General features: G+C 58.0%; 7 protein-coding genes. 2 read left to right on the forward strand and 5 right to left on the reverse strand.

From position 1 onward, the window contains the following. Window positions 1-24: 24 nt before the first annotated feature. Entirely contained in the window at window positions 25-768 is a 744-nt protein-coding gene (locus OR1_RS01275; protein WP_041969445.1) for a hypothetical protein, read from the reverse strand. A 7-nt stretch (window positions 769-775) separates the two neighbouring features. Next, complete coding sequence (locus OR1_RS01280) at window positions 776-1,942, reverse strand: ABC transporter permease (protein WP_041969446.1); 1,167 nt, start codon at window positions 1,940-1,942, stop codon at window positions 776-778. A gap of 137 nt (window positions 1,943-2,079) precedes the next feature. On the opposite strand from OR1_RS01280, the gene OR1_RS01285 reads away from it, so the two are divergent. Next, the gene (locus OR1_RS01285; RefSeq protein WP_041969447.1) at window positions 2,080-3,288 is read left to right on the forward strand and encodes an ExeA family protein; all 1,209 of its coding nucleotides are present in this window, start codon (window positions 2,080-2,082) and stop codon (window positions 3,286-3,288) included. Next, the gene (locus OR1_RS01290; protein WP_041969448.1) at window positions 3,285-3,893 is read left to right on the forward strand and encodes a hypothetical protein; all 609 of its coding nucleotides are present in this window, start codon (window positions 3,285-3,287) and stop codon (window positions 3,891-3,893) included. Before OR1_RS01285 ends, OR1_RS01290 begins: the two co-directional genes overlap by 4 nt. A 139-nt stretch (window positions 3,894-4,032) precedes the next feature. Here the strand turns inward: OR1_RS01290 and OR1_RS01295 are convergent, their stop codons facing one another. The 3 genes from OR1_RS01295 to OR1_RS01305 form a co-directional block, all read right to left on the reverse strand. Next, window positions 4,033-10,992: a fibronectin type III domain-containing protein gene (locus OR1_RS01295; protein WP_237754191.1), complete on the reverse strand. Its 6,960-nt coding sequence runs from the start codon at window positions 10,990-10,992 to the stop codon at window positions 4,033-4,035. 16 nt (window positions 10,993-11,008) lie between these two features. Next, the gene (locus tag OR1_RS01300; RefSeq protein WP_237754192.1) at window positions 11,009-16,045 is read right to left on the reverse strand and encodes a CxxxxCH/CxxCH domain-containing protein; all 5,037 of its coding nucleotides are present in this window, start codon (window positions 16,043-16,045) and stop codon (window positions 11,009-11,011) included. A 218-nt stretch (window positions 16,046-16,263) separates the two neighbouring features. Further along, window positions 16,264-17,418, reverse strand: coding sequence for an ABC transporter permease (locus tag OR1_RS01305; RefSeq protein WP_041969449.1), 1,155 nt, complete (start codon window positions 17,416-17,418; stop codon window positions 16,264-16,266).

Below are 17,418 nucleotides of genomic sequence, written 5' to 3' on the forward strand. Positions count from 1 at the left end.
CGACATCTTGAACCGCAACCTCTTTCAATCGATCTCAACCCGTGATTCCGGGTTCAGCGGGTTTGTCCGGACGGCCAGGGAGAAAAGGTACGGGTAATCGTTTTTCAGATGCTGCAGATAGAGCAGCCACTGGCTGAGCAGATGGGTATAGGCGCGCTTGATGTCGCCCGAGAGGTGATCGAGGTCGGCTTCGGAAAGCCGGGCCAGATCGGTCCGGTATTCCAGTTCCTCAACCAGGTGGAAGACTGCCCAGAGGAGTTCGGTAAAGTCGTCGTGCTCCAGCAGGTTCGGGTTCTCCAGCAACCCAAGCATGAACTGCCGCCGGGAAACCAGGAAGCTCCGCAGTTCCGACAGATCGCCATCACGGCTGTCGATCCGCATCGGGTGTTTCTTCAGGAATTCGGCCGCTGCCTGGAACTCCGTATCCTGCCACTGGCCCGACACCTTCATCCGTTCCCGAAGCGCACTGCATTCCCGGACAAAACCGAACCCGTCCCGGAGCAGAACCGTTCCGATCTCGCTGAAGAACACGCCGATCACCATGTTCAGCTTCTGGCGCAACGCATCGCGCTCCCTCGCCTTCAGAACCCGTTCGATCATCAGGGTGACGAACAGGACATAAATCGGCAGGAATGCCAGATTTCCCAGGAGCCCGACGCCGATCTCCCGCCCCTGGCCGAACAGCAGGTAGTCGAGACCGTACAATCCGAAGGAGAGAACCAGCATCACCCAGACGATCTTTTCAAATTTCAAGCTGAAATATTTCATGCAACCTCTATGTTGATCTGAGTGCGTCCGCTATGTTCATCCGGGCGGCCCGGAACGCGGGGAGCAGGCCTCCGGCGAGCCCCATGAACAGGGCAAAGAGCAACCCCTTGACAGTGATTGCCGGGGTCAGGGTAAAGGAAAACGCGAGTTCGGCAAACGACTGCCAGTTCATGGTCGAGATTGTTATCAGCTGCATGAACGACGCGAAAAACAGCCCGAGCAGGCCGCCGATGAGCCCCAGAAAGAGGGACTCGAAGACAAATGCCGCCAGGATGCTCCCCCGGGTGAACCCCAGTGCGCGCAGCGTGCCGATCTCGATAACCCGGTTTGCCACTGCGGCATACATGGTGATCATGGCGCCGATCACCGCACCGATGGAGAAGATGGCGGTCAGGGCTATCCCCATGATGCGCAGAAAGGTCGACATCGCCTCTGACTGGTCCTCGTAATACCTGTTCTCCAGTTTTGCCTCCACGGTAAGGCGCGGATCGGATTCGATCTCCTCCTTCAACCGCTTGAATTGAGCAGGATCGCGCTGCCGGAACAGGACCGACGAGTATACCGGCCGCCGGAACGCCTGCATCAGCTGATCGATATCGCCCCAGATCTCGGAAGAAAACCCGGTCGCTCCGGCATCGAACACGCCGACAACTTTCCAGTTGCGCATGCCGAACCGCAGGGTCTCACCCAGCCCCCCGCCCTTGAACCGCTCGGCAATACTCTTCCCGGCAATTACCTCCACCGAACCGGGCCGGGGCATCCGGCCGGAGACGAGCTTAACCTGGGGCCTGAGCCGCAGCGAACTCTCGCTGACCCCACGAATCACGACATTTGACGGCTTGCCACTCTCCCGCTTGGGGATATTGATCAGCACCACCAGTTCCTTGGCCAGCAACAATCGACCGTCAGGGCCGATGGCGACCTCCGGCCGGCTCTCCACTATCGATGCCTGGTTCCGCTCGATGCCGCTCTGCACCTCGGACTGCGACCCCTTTCTGATCACCACGACGTTTTCCGGCGAGCCGGTGGCGATCAGGGTCTTGCGCAGCCCCTCGGAAAGCATGAGGGTGGCGGCAAAGACAAACACCACCAGGGCCATGCCGATCGCGGTCAGCACCGTGGTGAGCCGCCGGGTCCAGAGATTTCTGAAGCTGTAGGATATGGGTATGGGCATGAAATAATTTCCCGGCATCAAATTCAAACAAGTCTACCAAAGAGCGGGGCAGTTGGCCAGATAGGCCAATTTGCCTTTATGACTCGGCAGCAATGTGATAGATAGATGTTACGTTTCACCAAAGGAATATACAAACTATGTACTGGGAACAGTTGGGGTTCAAAGAACCCCCTTTCGCCCTCACACCAAACCCCGAATTCCTGTTCATGAGCAGGCACCATCAGGAGGCGTTTGCCCACCTGCTCTTTGCCATCGACACCCGCGCCGGTTTCATCGAGCTGTCCGGCGAGGTGGGTACCGGCAAGACTACCATAATAAGGACCTTTCTCGGCCAGCTCTCATCCGAGACCTGCCGGAGCGCCTTTATCTTCAATCCGACCGTGTCGCCGCTCGGGCTGCTGCAGGAGATCAACAACGAGTTCGGCCTCCCCTGCATTGCCAACGATATCCACGAACTGCACAAATCCCTGAACGAGTTCCTGCTCCGGGAGAACAGTGCGGGGCATACCGTGGTGCTGGTTATCGACGAGGCGCAGAACCTTTCGACCGCGGTGCTGGAACAGGTCCGGCTCATCTCGAACCTCGAAACCGAGCAGTCAAAGCTGATCCAAATCGTGCTGGTCGGCCAGACCGAGCTGCAAGCGCTGCTGTCCCGGCAGGAATTACGGCAGCTCAACCAGCGGATAACGGTGCGCTATCATCTGGAACCGATGGCAGCTGAGGACGTTCATTCCTATATCCGTCACCGGATCAGGGTCGCCGCCGGCGGCAAAGAGCCGGTCACATTCACCGCTGCTGCCGCCGATAAGATCGGCCGCTTTTCCGGCGGACTCCCCAGGCTGGTAAACGCGGTTTGCGACCGGGCGTTACTCCTTGCCTATACGAAAGAACGCCGCGAAGTGACGCATCAAATGGCTGCTACCGCGATTGCAGACCTCATCAGGACCGAAAATCCCCGCAGGCGATCATTCCGCTATCTGTCAGCGTCGGCCCTGATTGCCGTCGTGCTGATTGCGGGGGTCGCGCTCTACTGGACTCAGATCCCGGCGCCACAGCCGAGTTCTCCGGTTCCAGCGGCAAAGGGTGCGGCAAGCGAAGACAGCAACGGCGTCAGATTGTTGCAGGTGATGCTGAAAGCGGCCGGACATTTCAGCGGGACGCCGGACGGGGTTTTCGATAACAGGACCGCAGAGGCGGTCAGAAGATTCCAGGAGGCCGAAGGGCTTAAGGTGGACGGCAAGCCGGGAGGGAAGACCCTGAGCCGGCTCTACCAGCGATCAGGCGGCAAATTTGCGGCCGGGGCGGAGAGCGCCGCAGTTCCGGTGCCGGGAGGTGACCGGAAATGAGCCTGATACTGGACGCATTAAGAAAGATGGAGCAGGAGCGGCGCTCCCGACGCCTTCCCGGCACGGATATCCGCCCCGAGGTGCTGAGTTACCGCGGCATGCCGCGGAAACCGAAACGCGCCCCCATGGCGCTCGCCGCTGCAGCAATCATCATTGCGCTTGTCGCTGCCAGCGCCGGTTGGTATTTGCTCAGGACAGGGGAAACCCCTGTGGCGCCACCACGTCAGACGCCCCAAAATACCGCGGCGGACCCCTCATCACCACCGGCAGCGCCCCAACCGCAAGCGGAAATCGCGCCGGCTCCGATCCAGATCCAGCCGGCACCGGCGGCACCCCGGCAGCAGCAGCCAGCCACCGCCCCGCGAATACCGGAACCCGCGGCGCCCCCCAACGATGGCGTTGCAACCAGCGCTATAACTGTCTCGGGGATCGCCTTTCAGGACGAGAGAAATATGCGGCGGGCGGTTATCAATGGAGCACTTGTCGGAGAAGGGGCTGAAGTGGCCGGCGCCAGGGTCCTTGAGATCCGGGAGAACCGGGTCAGGTTTGGCCGCAATGGGGAGACCTTCGAAGTCATACAATCATCGGCCTTTGCCCCGCATTGAAGCAGTTCACCTCCGGGTCATCACCAGTCATGTCCGATTCCAGAGCAAAAATCCCCTGGTAAAAACAGAACACCCCCGGCCTCTCCGATCCGGAGACAGAGAGCCGGGGGTGATGGTTCAGACCATCTTCAGCATCAATCTACGGGCAGCTGTTCTGCACCCCGTTATAGTTCTGCATGGTGACCGTCACCTCGTTGGACGGCGAGGTGATCGCCCCTATCAGCTGGGTATCGTCAAGATCGGTAACCAGCGACATCGCTTCGCTGCGCGCCAGGGACTGTGATATCTGTCCCGAGGTGCCTGATGCGGCCTGGAATTCGGTATGGCTCATGAACGGCTGCCAGGCATTACCCTTGCTGTTCGCCATCCAGCCGGATACAGTACGGCCGGTCCTGGTGATCCGCAGCCCACCCTCCGTGTTGTTCGCGCCCGTGCCGTTACAGGTCGATACGCCATCCAGGGTCCAGCAGATTTCATAGCCGTTTGCAGTACTGGCATACCTGCCGACATAGAAGAAGTTCGACCTTCCTGAGGTAGCCGGCATATTGAACTGCAAGCGGGCATAGACGTGATACTGGTTACCGGTAATCTCCCCGGCCGGCAGCCGCATCTTGGTGGAGAAATCGAAGTCTCCCAACAAAGGTGAAACGTCTGCCAGTTTGATGGCGGCTGAGTTCCAGCTGTTGGTGGTGCCGTTGCCGGTCGATGACTGGGATAGCGTAGCCACGCCGTTGGCGGCAACAATCGAGGAGTTGCCGTTCGAGGTCGAATAGCTGAGCGGCGGGGTCGTTGCGTTCACCGTGACCACATTGCTGGGATCGCGGATAACCACCTGCTGCGACCAGATCGCCGGGTTGATTCCTGAGGTAAAGTCATCTGCGAGCTGTTTGTACGCCCTGACCCTGAACTGGCCGGTGCCGCCAGGGCCAAGCAGACCCGAAAGGGTGTAGGTATTGGTTCCGTAAGGGATTCGCGTAATCAGGCTCCAGTTATCCCCTTGTTTGTATTCCAGCTGATAACCGGTTGGTGCGGCCCCGGTTCCCGGGGTTATGGTGAACAGCGCCTTGTACGGGCTTATGGACTCCCCGACCAGTGCAGCGGGGGCGTACGGGCTGGTCAATGTGCAATACTCCGGGCCGATTGCCGAGTCACCGGCAGCGTTGATCGCGGCAACGGCATAACAGTAGCTGGTGTTGGCGCTAAGTCCGGTATCGTCACTGTCGTAAATCTGTGCGGACGACGCCGCGCAGTTTATTGTCGGGTAGGCGGATCCGCAATAAGACTCGGCGTAAGGAACACTCACCGTTGCGGTCAGGTTCTGCGTCCCTCCGGTCCCGCCATCTTTACGGTAGACCTTGTATCCGGTCGCGCCTTTCATGGTGCGGATACCTACGGTAATCCGGCTGTCGGAACGGGTGATCAGCAGCGGCACACCGGGAGCTGCTGGTATTGTGGTTACTGTTTCCGGCTCCGAAGGAACGGAATCGCCACCGGAGTTTACCCCTTTGACCCGGTACCAGTATTTGGTGCCGGCAGCAAGGCCGGAATCGTTGTAGGTCAGCACATTCTGGTTAGTAGCGACGGTCCAGGTCGAATTATCGGTGGACCGCTCCAGTTTGTATGAGGTTGCGGAAGCCACGCTCTCCCATGTTACGGTCAACTGGTTCTGCCCGACATTGCTGATCACCGGTTTGGCCGGCGCCAGCGGCACAGTGGAGATGTTGGCAACGACCGCATCGCCCGATTCCTGGTACTTGCCGACTGACTCTACTTTCACTTGATACGGGGTACCGGATGACAGCCCCGACAGGGTGTACGGATATGGGTTCGGATTCCAGGCATACGCAATAGCGAGCGGTGTGCTCCAGTCTGTGTCGGATGACCGCTTATAATACAGTTTGTAACTGTAGGCCGGATCCACACGATACCAGTTGATCGTTATCGACGCGGACGTTGCCGAAGTCGAGGAAATGGTCGGCGGACTCGGCACTGTCTGGATATATCCGGCTGTCGGACTCGCAACCTGCGAATCGATCATGGTGCCGTTGTAGTTCATCCGGACGAAACCGGTCAATCCTGCCCCCCTGCTGGTGTTGTAGGTATAGCTGCACAAGGCGCCCGATGCGCAGCCGGTGACACTGCCCACCTTCGAGGAAGCGCCCCAGGCGCTGTATGACTCCGGCTTGCCCCCGGAACCATAATTGTAGGAGCTCAGATACACGTCAAAATCAGTGGCCGAATAGTTGGTGTTCACCCACTCCAGTTTCACCGAGGTCGAGGTCGGAGCGGTCATGGTCAACTGCGGTGGCGAAGGGGGCGCCTGGGCAGTCTTGCAGATCTCGTTGGAATAGGCGTCCGCCGGCCCCCCTGCCGAGGTATAGGCGCGAATACGGTAACAGTACTCGGTGCCGTCGGTAACCGTGGCATCGATCCAGTTCAGGGTGTCGGCAGCAATTGCCGATTTGACCGTGGTCCAGGTACCGCCTGCAGGCCGGCGCTGGACATCGAAATTTTCTTCGGTGGTGTTGGTCCAAACCGGCTTCAGCTGGCCGGAACCCGGAATCTCCACATTGGACAATGTTACGGACATCGGTTTGAACAAGAGGATTCCGTTGCTGTTAACCGATGCCCCGCCGGCGCTCTGGGTGCGGACAACGATGTACCACCCCCGGTAAGCAATATTGCTTGATGTGGAACCGGTCGTTGTGACGATATTGGTGCCGACCGCGGTAGACTCTTCGATGGCGGTGCAATTCCCGGCCGGGTTGGCAAGCATAGTCGCCACGGAACCGGGACAGCTCTTTGCGACTGCGGTATACCCGGTATTGCCGGCTACCTGGGTCCAGGTGGCAGAGTAGGAGGTGTCGGAAATGACGGTGGCGTTCTGCAGTGTCGGCGGATCAAGCAGGGTGTTTACGGTCCGGCCCGGGCTGGGGGTTACGGTTTCAACGCCGTTATACCGGGAATAGATACGGTATTCGTAGGCCGTGTTGGCAACGAGGCCGGTACTGTCGGTGTATGAGCTGGAGCCGGTGGTAGTGACGGTTGCCCAGCTGCCGCCGGCAAGCCGGCGCTCGATCCGGTAGTCGGTTACCGATGAGCCGCTGGGAGCATACCATTGGATATTGATACTGGATGAGCTGGTTCCTGCCGCGTAATACCAGGTCGTAACCGGGTTCGGCGCCGTGTATCCAGGCGCGGAATTGGTCGAGGGCTGGGAGAGCCCGGACACGTTCCGCACGCTCAAACGATAGTAGTACGCGGTCGATGTCGAGAGACCGGTATCGTCATAACTGGTCTCATTGGCAGCAGGAGAGGCGATGACGGCATAAGTGCCGCTGGTCCCGGTCTTGCGCTCCAGTTGATATCCGGTATTCCCGGCAACGTTTGTCCAGGTGATTCTGAGCGAGTTCACCGAAGAGGTCGGATTGGTCGGAACCGGTGCTGCCGGAGGCGCATAAACGGTCGGGGCGCAAACCTCGGCTGTATGGCGGGTGGTAACCGTTCCTTTTTCCGCATAAAGACGCCAACAGTAGGTTGTGTTTGGGAGCAGGCCGGTATCGGTGAACGTCACGGCATCGGCGGAAAGCTGCCCGTTGGTCAACCCGGCAGGGCTGACCCAGATCCCGGAATCCTTTACGCTGCGGCTGAGATATGGGGTGGTGCCGGCAGTGACATTGGTCCAGCCAAGGGTGACCTTGGTGTAATCGCTCTGAGGAGTTGCGCTCAGTCCGGTCGGCATGATGACGAGATTGTTGACGATCCTGAGCGCCAGCATATCCTTGTCCCCGGCTGCCGAGGTGGTGTATCCGGCGATGAACCCTTCGCCGAACTGGTTGGTGGCCAGCGATGCGGCATGGTCTTCTTTTCCGGCTGTGCCGTTATAAGCGAACGCCTCGGCGTAACTTCCGGATTCAGTGTAGATTGCGGCCACGATATCGGCATTGGCGCCAGTGCCGCTGTCACCGCTCATGTATATGTAGCCTGACGGGTCTATTGAGAGCCCGGTCAGGGTCTCGGACGTTCCGGAACGGCGCAGCGTCCTGTCCCACAAGGGATCGCCTGCGGTATCGAACCTGAGCAGCGCCAAATCGCTATCTCCGGCAGTGACAAAAACCTCGCCGCCGACCACGATCTGGTTGGCATAGCTGTCATAACTGATTTTTCTTGCCGCGGAATTCCCGGTTGGGGTCCCGGATGGGTATTTCCGTGTCCAGAGAAGGCTGGACGAGCCGGCAGCTGCACTCCCCTGAAACTTGGCGACCGTCATGACCGTAAACCCGGTGGCGGCATCGGTAGTGTAACCGGCGACATAGAGATCACCGCTGCTGTCCAGGGCCATGGCAAAAGGCTTGTCATCGCCCGAACCACCCAATGTCTCCAGCCAGACCTTATTCCCGGTTGTCCCGTCATGCTTGCTGACAAACCAATTGTTGTTGCCTCCGGAACCCTGCAGCCATCCGGCCACAAAGACATCGCCAGCCGCATTCATGACGGTTGCGGTCGGATTAGGGGTGCCGGTAAAAGGCGTATTGTCGCTGAACTGGTACGCACTGCTGCTTTCCACGGTGAAATCCGTGTGCGGCGCGGCAGGATCGGTTGTAGGGGAAAGCTTCCGGACATAATAATTTATCTGTGTCAGGTCCGCGTTCCCATGCCCGACGATGGCGACGCTGTACGGTGAAACAGGTTGTACCGCAACGGCATCGGCATGGTCGGCAAGATTGCCCGAACCGTTCAGCTGGTTGGTCCAGAGGGGCACTGCCTGGCCGTAACCGTCAACAGCGGGAGAATACGCATATTTGTGCCCCCATATTGATGGAATGTTACCCACGCCTGAAACACCCTGGCTTGACGTGCCGACAATGACCGTCTCCCGGTTGGCGTCAACAACCATTGCCACTGCCGTATCATGTTCATCGTACCCGCCATCCAGCTTGTCGGACCAGGAAACAGTCGAAAAATCCCTGGTGGTCTTAAAGGTGTAGAAATCGTAGGAAGGCTGGCCGCTGGTGTTCAGATCGGCATAGATCGAGCCGAAAAACACCGGATTACCGCCACTGTAGCAGGCGGCACTGATCAGGGTGTCGTCTCCACCCTGCGGATCGGTATAGCTGTAACTCCCCGAGGTCGGCGAAAAAGTGATGACGCCCCGGGTTATGGCGTTGGCCACATTGGAGAAATCACCGACAGTTACCCCCTGGTACGATGCCACCTTGAAGTAATAATCGGTGTCAGAGGTCAGTCCGGTGGCGGTCCAATTTACGGTGCCGGTCTGGGAAGGGGTGCTGGACGGGATGTCCCAGGCTGCCGCATCATTGCACCAGTTGCCGTTCTCGCCGATCTTCCAGTAAACCTTGAACCCGGTTTCGCTCTCGGTGTTGTCTTCAAAAGAGAGTTTTACCGAGGTATTGCTGTCCGCCTGCGCAGCCAGGGCGGTCGGCGGGTCCATGGTTCCCCGGTCGAGGCGGAGCAGAGCGAAATCGATATTGTCCTGGTCGAAGATATAGTATTGATCGCCTACCGCCACGGTTTTGGGAAACGCCTGGGCAGAGTCGAGGGTCAGCAGAGTGAGGCCGTTCGATTTTATCGGCCTGAAGAGGCCGTTGTTTTCGGTGTTCTGTCCAGAAACGAGGTAAAGATAGTAGCCGGCCCACACGTTTGAGCCCCACGCCTTGCCGCTGTTCTCCAGGGTCACGGTGCTTCCGCCGGTGGCGGTAAGTATACCGCCGTCAAGCGGTTGCGTCTGGTCGGTCCAGGCCGGGACCACGACCGCCCCACCCTGCATGCCGACTCCTACCGGAACGGAACTCTTGCCGGACAGGCCGTCCCACTCCTTTTGCCAGAGCAACCGGCCGTTGTTGCGCCCGTATTTCAGGACCACGATCTTTTTCACTCCGGAATAATCCCGCCAACCGGCCACATACACTCCTCCCGTGGGGTTGGCAGAGCTGTCCACCGTCAGGGCGACAGCTCCGGATATGTTGGTTGATCCGGGATCGAAAGTGGCGCTCCAGACCGTATCGGGCAAGGATGTCCCGTTGTTGTGATATTTGACCAGAAACAGCTTTGAGAACGCGGGGAGCGGTCCGGCATAACCGGAAACATAGACGTCGCCGGCCTGATCGACAACCAGCGCGCTCGGCTGGTCGTCAAAGCCGGCATCGTGTGTGGCTTCCCATACCGGGGTTGAAGATCCGGGAGCAAGCTCTGCGGTGTAAATATCTCCGCCGCGGATATTTGCCAGCATACCGGTCACGGCGATGTTGCCGGAAGGGGTGAAGGCCAGGGCCAGACCGCTGTCGTCCAACGAACCGGTTCCACCCTTTCTCCAGTTTCGCTGCTGGCTGCCGGCGGCATCCCAGAGCACGGTCACCAGGTCGAGATCGGTACCGTTCGACGATTCCCCGGTAAGCGCAATCCTGGTGCCGTCGGCAGATACTGCTACGGCATAGGCGCGATCCGCCCCGCTTGCGCCATAGGAATCGGACCAAAGCGGCGGGTTGTCGCCGCTAACGTTATTATCAAAGGCAAGAAGCAGATAATCGTCGTCGCCGTTGCCGCTGCGGGTAAATCCGGCCACGTAAACGCGGTCGAGAACCGGATCATAGGCAATGGCCAGCGGATGGTCAGCGCCGCCGGTAACGCCGGAGGACCAGGTATTACTCCAGACAACCGTTGGGGCTTGCGTGCCGTTATCGTGGTATCGGGTCACGTATACTGACGGCTTTCCCGAAACAACGACACTGGCAACCATGATCGAATCCCGGTTCTTGTCCATTGCCAGGGCGACGCCACGTTCGATCCCGGAGGAGGGATCGTAAGTGGCCCGCCACACCGGTGTCCCAGAGGCATCGTATTTGACTGTGTAGGCGCTGTCATTGACATCGCCGGCCAGGTTCTGATAGCCGGTTACCACCACGGCGCTGCTGAGAGGGGAGAAAACAGCGGCGCGCGCTTCCTGTTTTCTCGCGACCTGGTCAATCTTCGGAAACCCGGATAGCGCATCCCCACCGCCGGCAAGAGCAATCGACTCGGTGAGCGTCACGATGGCAAAAGCGGCAAACAATTTCAGGCAATTTCTCATTATCGAGTTCATTTCAATTATCCTAGTTTCAGTAATAACTGTTGCTATGCGACGGAATTGAACTGTTCGGGCTGTTCGGGTCGTTCCATGGCGTTACCTGGTTCCAGAAGTTTTCCTGCGGCCATTGGCCATTGACTGACGGCATCGTGTAGTCGGACGGATAATCCGGAGAAATTGTCAGGCCGGAACGCCGCAGATGGCACTGGGTCAACGCCTCATACTTGTACCGGTCAGCCTTGTAGGCAGCATCATTGATACTGGTGGTATCCGTGCCGGTCGGACTCTTGATGATACTGCCGATGGGGAAGCCCCAATGCCCGCCGCCGGAATTGGCATAGTTGTAAACGTAGCCGCCGGGGAACGTGTCGGCAGCTGATGCCTTGCCGCCGGAGGCGACCCGGCCGCGGTGCTGGTAATCGAGGCAGTTGGTGACCATCAGCCTCGGCAAGGCCGAAGAGTGCGGCTGGTGACACTTGGAGCAGGTAAATGAATGCTCGTTGTTTGCCCCCCACCCTTTGACGGTCTTATGCACCCGCTCCCGCGATTTCCAATCCGGGTTTGGATTGGCGGTATTGGTCAGTTTGTTCTGCTGATGGCAGCGCGTACAGAGCCCAGCAAACTGCTTGTCGCTCTCCGCAATCCTGTTGAAGGTGTTGTACGGAGTGGTATTGGCAAAGGTATTCCGGTCGGTATTCCAGCCGATCGGAACCGGTACGGAAGGCTTGCGATAATACCAGCCGGTGTACGACGCGTTGCCGCCCCAGCGATACGGAGCAATGGCAGTACCGCCGCTGGCGGTTACCGGAGGCGCATCCTCCTTGTACGGGCTGGTCATCCAGGTCCCCTTGAGCAACGGCACGGCATAAGCCATCTGGTCGCCCAGGGTCGGTGATACACCGTGCGGATCATGACACGGGGTACATAGGCCGTTGATCCGCTCGTGCGAAGAGTAATTCAGCATTGCGGAAGCCGAGAAATGGGTGCCCGCCACAGTGGTCTTGCGGAACGGGAAGCGGGTGTACCGCCCCTTGGTCCCGCCGCCGAACCTCGGACTGTCGTCATAACCCATGATCGGCTGGGTGGCGCCGAAGGTGGACTGGTAACCCCAGGGTTTGGAGGTCGAACCGTTCTGGGTTTCGTGGCAGTCGAAACATTGGCCGGCGCCGGCAGCATAAGCGTTTTTGCCCGATATGTTGGGCTGGGCCATATAGGTTACGCCATAGCCCCCCTTGTCCTTCTGGGTTTCCTTGAGGTTGGCGCCGTTCCTGGTGTTGTTGAAGGTCAGGTAACTTGATGTCGTGCCGTTGACCTTGGAACCGTGGGAGTTGTGGCAATCGTAGCACTGGACACTGATCGCGCTGGCTCTCGTGTTCGGCGACACGGCGTCGTAACCGTCGGCAGCATTCCACCCACCCTGGTTCATGGCAGCATTGCCGTGAGCCGAGAATGCCTTGGTTACATTGTCCTTCTTGTTGGCATTCGTCCAGGTGGAGGAGTTCACCTTGCCCCAAGTGGCTGTTCCCAGCTGTGAATAGCGGCTGGCGATGGACTGCCCGTCCCAGGCGTACTGGCGCGGGGTCCGGCAGTCTCCAAACGGCGAAGTATCGTTGTTCTGGTCGGAATGGCAGGAGAGGCAATGGTTGTTGAGTTTGCCGATCTCAATCCGTTCGCTGACCGTATTGATCCTGTTGGCCAGGAACTGTACCGCCGACGTGGTGCTGTAGAAGGTCGGACGAACGCCCGGCTGCCAGACGACCAGATCGACCTTGGCATTCTTGACCCCTGAATAGCTGTTGAAGTTGAATCCTTCATGTTTCGACGGATCGATGGTTCCGAACGGCGTGGCCTCCCAGTGACAGGCGTAGCAGTGCCTGCCGGTGAGGGTTGGGCCTTGGACATGATGGGAGTTGCTGTTGAACTGGCCGACGACATCGGCCCGATTACCGATGATGCCGGAATGGCACTTGACGCAGATGACCGAAAGGCCGAAGGCAACATGCTTGGGCACCGGTTTCGCATTGGTGTGGCAGCTGTTGCAGCTCTGCGAGTCGGCATGGGCATCGGCAAAACGGTGCATATGGCAGTTGGTGCAAACCTTGTTGCTGTTGTGGCCGTCACTGAAGTTGCTCAGGTAATGCTTGGAATCCGCCCCGTGGCAGACATTGCAGATCTTGTTGGGAGCGCCGGCATAGTCGGTGCCGGTTGACTTGCTGGTAAAAGAGACCGGCGACCTGCTCACAGGCACGCCGAACTTGCCGTCAGTGGCAGTGGCCACCTGGTCCTGGATCATGAAGATGTTCGAGTCGCCGTGCGGGTCGTGGCAATCCCAGCAGAATTTCCCACCCTTCCAGGTCCCCGTGTATTTGCCTTGGGCATTCTTTGTCCAGCCTCCCGACTTGATGAACGCTCCGTAATGCTTCTTGCCGAAATGGGCTGCCGATGCCCTGGCCTTTTTCGGCTTGACAAAACCGGTGCCCGGATCGAACCCGAGCGAATATTTCGTTGAATTGCTCCCATGGCAGAAGGTGCACTGCCCGCCGGCATCGTCGTCATGGCACTGGAGGCATACCCCCATCATGACATACTGGTTCTTGATATCGTTCTTCTGCTCGACGGTCCAGATTCCGGCCCCGGTAGAATGGCCTTTGTGACCGCCGGAGGCAAAGGTGCCGTCATCGGAGTCATGGCAGGCAGCCATCGTACAACCGGTCGTATAGGTATGGGAAGTCCAGTCGGTCCGGCTGCCGCCGGTCCGGAGCTTGATCACGATCCCGCCCGAGGTTGCCTGCGGAGCCAGGCTGGTTTGACCTACGTGACAGTTGAGGCATTCATAGTCCTGATGCTGCATGTGGCAGTAGACGCACTCCTTGTCGAATCTCTGTTCGTACTGCAGGTGCTTTCGCAGCCGGAACGGGTTGTCCGTGTTTCCGTGGAGCACGGTATTATCGTGGCAATACCAGCAAGGGTTTGCCGGGAAATTCGCTGCCGGGTTGTTCGATGCCGGGTAACGGCCTGACGTGGAATAACGGCCATGGCCGGTGGTCACCCAGTGGTTGAGGTTTATCTTTGCCTGAGTGCCGTTACCGAAACCGCCGAAGGTATCCAGGTCGGCATCATTGCTGCCGTGGCAGCCGAGGCAGATGATGCTGCCGTTGACCGAATCCCCCCATTTGGGGATTACGGTGCCGCTATGGCATTTGGTATTGGTGCAGGTTTTGGACGAGGAGTAATAGGTGCCGCCCTCACTGAAGACGACATCCTTGTCTTTGTTGACATGGAAATCGGCATTGATGTGAGCCGTCTCCCTCATGCTCCCCAAAGGGGTACTGCCGGTGTGACAGCTACGGCAGTCGCCGTTGACGATCGTTACCGCGTGACACTTATTGCAGGTGAAATTGGTCTGGACATGGCGTGGGTGCGAATTGGCCCGCTGCGCCCCCGGCCCTTCGTTCTTGAACATCGGCACTGCGGCGCGCCACTCCTGGCCGCTGCTCCAGTGGGTATATACCGGCCAGAACCGGCCATCATGGATGGTACCGTCATGACAACCGCTGGTGGAACAGGTATTGATGGAATGGCCGTGACAGCTGTTGCACTCCGTCCGCCCCTGGTCCCATCGGTAGGTCTTGTCAATGTCGGGGTTTGCCGTCCCGTCGCTATGGCAGTACACGTTGTAGCAGGTTTTCCTTGCCGAGCTGTAGGCAGGGAAAGGCCTGTTGTCGATCCGCCACTGCGGGGCAATGACAACGTCCTTGACGACGTTGACATGCTTTGTCTTGTCTTTAATGGTGTTGTCCGTATTGGCCGTATCGTAGTGACAGTAGTAGCAAGGGTATTTCCTGATCCACTGGTCGCCGACCAGCCTGCCGTGCCCGGCAGAGGTCATGGTGGTCAGGGTATTGGCCCTGGTCCCCCGGTGGCAGGAATCGCACGCGAGAGGCGTGGTATCGGTCCAGGCCACCGCTACTTTCGGGGCCCTGCCCATGGCGTCACTGTGGCAATAGGTGTTATTGCATGCCTTGCTGTCCCGGTTGAAATCCCCGGCATCCTTGAATGCGACGTCCTTGGCCTTGTTGATATGCAGGGACTTGTCCGCGATGCTCGGAACATCGGTGACCGTTGCCGCATGACACTTCTGACAGGCAAAAGGATACGAGTTTATATGCTTGCCGTGCGCATTGGTGTTGATCGGCAAACTGCTATCCCTGGTGCCGCCATGGCAACCGGAACAGTTTTCCGGCAGAGACCCGCCCCATTGCGGTTGTTGATACTGGCCCGCGTCGTTGCCGTCGCTGTGACAATACAGGTTTGCGCAGATACCGTTTCTAACCGGGTTCTGACTGGGAAGGTAACCGGCATTGACGCTGCCTGCATAACTGCCGCCATTATTGGGGGATACGACAAAAGTGACTGCATGTCCCCTCCGGCCGGCGCTGGTAGCATGGATGAAAGGCTTAGGGTCGCTGGCATAGGATGGGTGGCATTTGCTGCAGATACCGGTACTCGTTCGCCCCGAAGCGGATGACAGTGAGTTGAAATGCCTTGTGTGACTGCCGGTATCCGGAGGGGCGTCGTGACAGGAATTACAGTTAGTCGGCGCGATTAACGGCTGACTGCCCCAAACCGGGGTTACAGCTTCAAAATGACAGTTAACGTTGTTGCACACGCCAAGGGTTGGCGTCGGGGTCTGAGCAAATGCCGAGGTCGAGTTTGCAAAAACCGATGTCTGGTTTTTGTATCGGGCCGTAAGGGGAGAACTGTTGATATTTGATGATATCTTGATCTTGCCATCCCTGTGATCGATGGCGTAGTTATCGGTCCCGGGGTGGCAGACAACGCAGCTAGATTTTGTGGCTCCTTCAGGAAGGTGAGTCCTGTGGCTTCCCGGAAACCCTCCGGACTGCGGGTTTCTTCCCGAACTGTCGTCCAGGGGGCGGAAATCCCCGGCAGTATCCGAAATTCTCGTCCCATGACACTCGTAACACTCAATTGACGCCGAAACGGTTCCGGGAGAAATGACCGCAGCCACTAACAGCAGATAAAAAAAACGGGAATATCGGCCCAATCGCTTCAATATTCCCGAACAACAACATGTGACAATCTGCAGACGGCTGGCTTGACACCATTGTAATGGCTGCATGAAATAAGACCTCTCTAATTAATACCAACAAATCTAACTATGCGTATATATTAGATAACATTCTCTAAGTAAAAATAATATTTAATTTTTAGTCATAATAATCTTAATTACTGAATTATAATTTTACATGGGACTTCAATATGTTATCCGATCCGCCTCAATCCGTCCGCTACCTTGATAGTCACTCCCCTCCAGGTAGGGAAAACACCGGCTACGCAACCAACCACCAAGGCGGCCAGGAGGTCGAGCAGCACGGTCTCGCCGGTTACCCGGAACACCGGGAAAAACTGGGACAGTTCGGATTCTATCCAATGTGCCGCCGGATAAGTGGCCGCAATGCCGATCAGCCCGCCTGCCAGTGAAACCGCCAGCGACTCGCCGAATATCACTCCCCCGATATGTATCGACCCGAATCCGAGGGTCTTGAGGGTGGCGTACTCGGATATCCGTTCGCGGGCAGTCATGGCCATGGTGTTTGCCGCCACTACCATGATGATCACAATAACCACATAAGAGACGATCTGGATTGCAATCACTATTGCCTCGGTCATAGCCACGAAGCTCAACTGAAAGGCCTTTTCCGTCTCGGTCAGCGTTTCGGCCAGCGAGTTCCGGAACTGGTCGTCAACTGACTGGGCAACCTCGGCAGCCTGTTCCGGCCTCTTGACACCAACCAGAAAGATCCCGGTTTGATCGGCCCGGCGCGGAATGGTCCGCTTGAGGGTCTCGTTCAGGTAGTCCCAATGGAAGAAGAACTGGGTTTCGTCGGTGGTTCGCTCACTCCCACGGTATATCCCGCGGAGCACGAAATCCCACTCTCCCGGGAATATCGTCCCCTTGAGCGTAATCTGATCCCCGAGCTTCCAGCCATGTTTTAATGCAAGTTTCCTACCTGCCACCGCTCCCTTGCGGTCCATCCGGAACCCCTTCAATTCATCGCCGGAAAGCATGAACTCCGGGTACAGATCGAGGTAATTATCGGATACCGCAAAATTAGGGAAAAAATTCTTTTCGGTCTTGTATATCCCTCCGAACCAGTTGGCATTTGCCACTGCGGTCACGTCCGGGACCTGCCGGATCTTGTCGCGATAGGATATTGGGAGAGAAAACACGAGGGAAATGGAACTTCTGGTAATCAGGCGGGTAGCTGAAGACGATTCGGCGCCGAGATACCAGAGTTCTACCAGGGTGCGCAGCAATCCGAATGCGATGATGGCGATTGCCACCCCGGCTACGGTGAGCAGTGACCGGAGAGGGTGGCGCATGGTATTTCTGATGATGAGTTTAAGGAAGAACAT

Origin of the sequence: Geobacter sp. OR-1 (assembly GCF_000813145.1) — a bacterium.
GTDB lineage: Bacteria > Desulfobacterota > Desulfuromonadia > Geobacterales > DSM-12255 > Geoanaerobacter.